Source organism: Shewanella sp. 11B5 (assembly GCF_002836795.1).
Classification (GTDB): Bacteria; Pseudomonadota; Gammaproteobacteria; order Enterobacterales; family Shewanellaceae; genus Shewanella; species Shewanella frigidimarina.
Genome location: NZ_PJAP01000470.1, coordinates 1 through 4,544 on the forward strand (window position 1 = coordinate 1; position 4,544 = coordinate 4,544).

The 4,544-nt window shown below is 42.1% G+C and carries 5 protein-coding genes and 1 pseudogene; 2 read left to right on the forward strand and 4 right to left on the reverse strand.

Annotated elements, in window-relative coordinates; genetic code table 11:
- The first annotated feature begins 17 nt into the window (after nt 1-17).
- Both CXF78_RS10945 and CXF78_RS10950 read left to right on the forward strand, forming a co-directional pair.
- A complete protein-coding gene (locus tag CXF78_RS10945; RefSeq protein ID WP_011637059.1) occupies nt 18-848 on the forward strand; it encodes an ion transporter in 831 nt (276 codons plus the stop codon).
- A gap of 60 nt (nt 849-908) precedes the next feature.
- The gene (locus tag CXF78_RS10950; protein WP_102036797.1) at nt 909-2,474 is read left to right on the forward strand and encodes an MATE family efflux transporter; all 1,566 of its coding nucleotides are present in this window, start codon (nt 909-911) and stop codon (nt 2,472-2,474) included.
- Nucleotides 2,475-2,677: 203 nt separating this feature from the next.
- Here the strand turns inward: CXF78_RS10950 and CXF78_RS10955 are convergent, their stop codons facing one another.
- The 4 genes and pseudogenes from CXF78_RS10955 to CXF78_RS21435 all read right to left on the reverse strand — a co-directional run.
- Nucleotides 2,678-2,875, reverse strand: a complete 198-nt coding sequence (locus tag CXF78_RS10955; protein ID WP_011637061.1) for a DUF2986 domain-containing protein — start codon at nt 2,873-2,875, stop codon at nt 2,678-2,680.
- 216 nt (nt 2,876-3,091) lie between these two features.
- A complete protein-coding gene (locus CXF78_RS10960) occupies nt 3,092-3,538 on the reverse strand; it encodes a phospholipase D-like domain-containing protein (RefSeq protein WP_102036798.1) in 447 nt (148 codons plus the stop codon).
- 165 nt (nt 3,539-3,703) lie between these two features.
- Nucleotides 3,704-4,060 carry a glutathione S-transferase N-terminal domain-containing protein gene (locus tag CXF78_RS10965; protein ID WP_011637063.1) on the reverse strand — a complete coding sequence of 119 codons (357 nt, stop codon included), beginning with the start codon at nt 4,058-4,060 and terminating at the stop codon, nt 3,704-3,706.
- 120 nt (nt 4,061-4,180) lie between these two features.
- A pseudogene (locus CXF78_RS21435) lies at nt 4,181-4,544 on the reverse strand (hypothetical protein); the annotation flags it as partial.

A 4,544-nucleotide genomic window follows, 5' to 3' on the forward strand; every position in this document is an offset into this window, starting at 1 on the left:
AGACAGTGAATAATAAGATGAATATCGAAGAAAAAGCCGACAGTCCACTAAAACAGCAACTTAGAAGTGTGATTTTTGGTACCGAAACCCCAGCCGGAAAACGTTTCGATATCACCCTTATGGTGTGTATTGTATTGAGTGTGATATTGATTTTTATCGATACCATTGAGCATATTAACTCGCGGTATGGCGACTATATTAGTATCGCAGAATGGACCTTTACTGTATTCTTTACCGTTGAGTACATATTAAGGCTCTATTGCTCCCTGAATCGGTTACACTATGCACGCAGCTTTTTTGGTGTAGTGGATTTAGTGTCCATTTTACCCAGTTATTTAGGGTTGATTTTCCCTGGTGCCAATGTCGCGCTAGCGCTAAGAGTACTGCGTTTATTCCGTGTATTTAGAGTGTTAAAGCTGCTGCGCTATCTCAGTGATGGCAACTTATTGATTAAAGCAATGATGCAGTCGAGCCGTAAAGTGTTTATATTTTTCTTTTCGGTCAGCTTGATTATCATGGTGTTAAGTGTGGTTATGTATGTGGTCGAAGGGCCTAATAATGGCTTTACTTCCATTCCTAAGTCGATGTATTGGACCGTGGTGACTATTACCACCGTTGGTTACGGAGATATTACGCCGCAAACCCCATTGGGCCAGGGAATTGCAGCACTCACTATGTTGATTGGTTATTCGATTATTGCCATCCCCACCGGTATTTTAACAGCTGAAATTTCACATGAAATGGTCAGAACCCGTGATTTACGTAAATGCAGTAATTGTGGTAAAAAAGGCCACGATAACGATGCCGAATATTGTAATCATTGTGGTAGCGAGCTTGAAAAACTCTAGGGCAACGGCCCTTAAACCTGAGTGAGGTTTGCTTTTTACTATTGACAATCAAGGATACTAATGACCGCCGCTAAATTTGTTGAGGGTTCTATTTTACGCCATATTTTGGTGATGAGCTCTACTGCTGCAGTGGGTATTTCGGCGCTGTTTGTGGTCGACTTACTCGATATTTTCTTTTTAAGTCTGCTTGGTGAAATAGAGCTTGCCGCTGCAGCTGGTTATGCCAGCACAATTTCATTTTTTACCACATCAATAGGTATTGGTTTATCCATTGCTCTTGGGGCTTTGGTGTCAAAAGCCGTGGGTTCTAAGAACATAAAGTTAGCTAAGAGATTGTTTTTAAACAGTGCCATAGTGACCTTAATTACCAGTGTGCTGGTGGCCGCAATTGTCATCGCGTTTATTCCAGAATTGTTAGCGTTAGTGGGGGCAACTGGGCGCACTGCGGAATTGGCTGAAAGCTACTTGTATATTCTGGTGCCATCTTTACCGTTTATTTGTTTAGCAATGGCGCTTGGCGGCGCACTGCGCGCTGTGGGTGATGCCAAACTATCGATGATGTCGACGCTAGCCGGTGGTGGTGTCAATGCCATACTCGATCCTATCTTCATTTTCTCCTTATCAATGGGCATTGAAGGGGCGGCGGCCGCATCAGTACTTGCTCGTATAGCTGTGTTCATTATTTCTGCCCGCGGTGTGGTGGTAAAACATAAATTATTAGGTCGCTTTTCATTTGATGAGTTTAAGCAAGATTTAGGGGTTATTTTTTCAATCGCCGCGCCTGCAATGTTAACCAATGTGGCAACCCCAATTGGTAATGCGGTGGTAACCCGTGCCATAGCAGATTTTGGTGATAGTTATGTGGCTGGCTGGGCGGTATTAGGGCGTTTAATTCCGGTATCGTTCGGGATGATTTTTGCACTATCTGGCGCTGTTGGGCCGATTGTGGGTCAAAACTTTGGAGCCAATGAAATTGAGCGTGTCCGATTGAGTTTAACCAAAGCGATTCAATTTTGTGTCGCTTATGTGTTGATGATGTCTCTTGGGCTGTATCTGTTACGAAATGTCATTATTAGTAGTTTTGATATGAAAGGCGATGCGGCAGAACTTATTTTGTTTTTCTGTCAGTACATCGCGGTGTTCTTTATCTTTTCGGGCATTTTGTTTATTGCTAACGCCTCATTTAATAATTTAGGTAAGGCCAAATACTCGACCTTTTTTAATGTGGGTAAAGCAACCATAGGCACCATACCATTTGTGTATTTTGGCGCGCAGTGGGGCGGTGTATTTGGAGTATTAATTGGTCAGGTGATTGGGGCAATTATATTTGGTGTGATAGGTATTTTATGTGCATATCGATTAGTCGATAAAATTAGCCGCCAAGGCATGCTAACGGCGGGTGCCAACCAACAACTGCTAGAAGACGATGCCATAAACATTGATATGGTGGCTGCTCCTTCACCTATGCCTGGGCGCACTCAGATGGCCCAATTAGATGAAGAGCCGCTGTGTAAACAATTAGCTCAACAAGATAACGCCGATACAGGCGATATTGAAAAAGTGGGTGCTAATAACACGAGTACCGATAAAACCACTAGTGACAAAAGCACCGACAAAACCAATTGATCTGCTGGATGCTCTTTAGATTTAATTCTGTGTAGATGTGATTGAGTGCAGATCTTATTGGATTTAGATTGGGATCTAGGCTGGATGCTCTGGTCGATATTTAATATCAGGCTGATGCCCACAGAGCAGACAATAAAAAGCCCCTATTTTTGGCCAAGGCCAAGAGTAGAGGCTTTTTGATGCTGACACCTTGTAAATGGGTGTTAGTCTTTGTCGGTTTCTGTGCTGGCTTCAGTGGCAACCGTTTGTTCAGCCGCTTCTGCTAACGCAATTTTCTCACGTTCAGCTTTAGAGATATAACGCTCTACAGGCTTGTTACTTGGGTTAGCTGGCACCACTTTATTTTGGCGAGCCTTGGCACGTTTGGCCAATTTTTTGATCATCTCTTGCTTTCTATTCATCTGATTTCTTACTTTGTAAACGACAAACTATTAATATCATTTTAGACGATAAACGGCTTATCGGAGCGTGATGACGCTGGTCTTGGAGCCTACGGCAACATCACGAGAAAATTTGGATGCTAATTTTAGCTTAATTGCTTAGCTGGATATAGTGTTTTATCCGTCAGCGACAATAATTAACCTATTAAGTCAGTTAAAGCCGCATCGGCTTGGCAATTAGGCGCCGAATTTTTTCATATCTTCAGCGGTAGCACCATCGTTACATTCGCCACGAATTTCACCGCGCTCAGTTTCAACATAACGACTTAATTCAATATAACCGGCTTTACAATAACCATTCATTTCGATGGTTTTTCTAAGGCCAAGATCAATTTGTTGATGCCATAATTCTAGACGATTCTCTGCGTTACGTTGTTCAATTTGATAACTCTGGGCATCTTGTTTACTGCGAATTCTTCTTTCATGCGGGGCATCACCAGGAATGCTGCGATCAAGGGCAGTAGCTAATTTGGCTTTATAGACAAATAATTTAATTCCATTGCCTTTAATTTGAGTACTGAATGCATCGCGAAACTGCCCCGCAAAGTCCATAGGATCAGGTTCGCTTGCGCTACAGGCGCTAAGCAGTATGAGACTGCAGATGATTAAGCTAATTTTTGACACTCATAACCTCATTCGTTTTGATGTTAAATGAAACGTGAATAAATGCTGCAAAATATTATCATGACCTTTATTGATACAAGCATGGCCCGATTGAAAAATATTTATGCAGCAATATGTTAACCACAGTGTTGAAAGAAACGGTGGCGACATGACATAACCAGTGCTTTATGCGAAACGTTCGTTGAGGTAGCTGGTAATGGCTTTTGATTCATATAACCATTGGGTGTTGCCGTCTTGCTCAATACGCAAACAAGGCACTTGTAGCTTGCCACCTTGGCTTACTAACACGCTTTTGTTGTCATCTTGTTTGGCGTCGACTAAGTTAATGGTTAAATTTTGGCGGCGAATATCACGACGAACTTTGACACAAAAAGGGCAGGCGGCGTATTGATACAATGCCAATGATTGAGTTTGTTGATCGACAATAGCTTGTTGATCTTGCGGACGTTGGCGCTTTTTAGGAGCAAACACAAAATTTAACAACAAAATAATTCGACCTAAAATCCAGCGAACGATAAACATAGATAACCTCAATCTTAACAATATTAATGATACGTCATGATTGCAAACGCTTGTTATTACTCGTTTGCAATGTATGCGCAGTCTACCCGATGTCGATAGCGGTTAACAGCCACAGACAGGTTATTTTACTTGTAACTCCAGCAATGCTTCAGCGGCATCTTCTGCTGTGTTGATACGGCTTTCAAGCACAAATATTTTTCCTGGATCAATCTCTGTTTGAGCAATGAGATAGGCTTTAACCGCCTTAGCACGCTTTTGAGCTAAAAGGCCAAATTCATCTGCAGTAAACTGTTGGTGATTTTTAAGCATATTGTACAAGCCAATGTGCCAGCGCGTAATGAGCTCTGCTTCAGTCAGTTTTGGTTTTTTCTGCTGTAACTTTTGTTTTATGTCTAATGGGTCCTGCGATAACTCTTGCTCAACCAATTGATACAATGCATCTGCTAAAGGCCCTGTAGCAGGGTATTTACTGGCAGATATACTC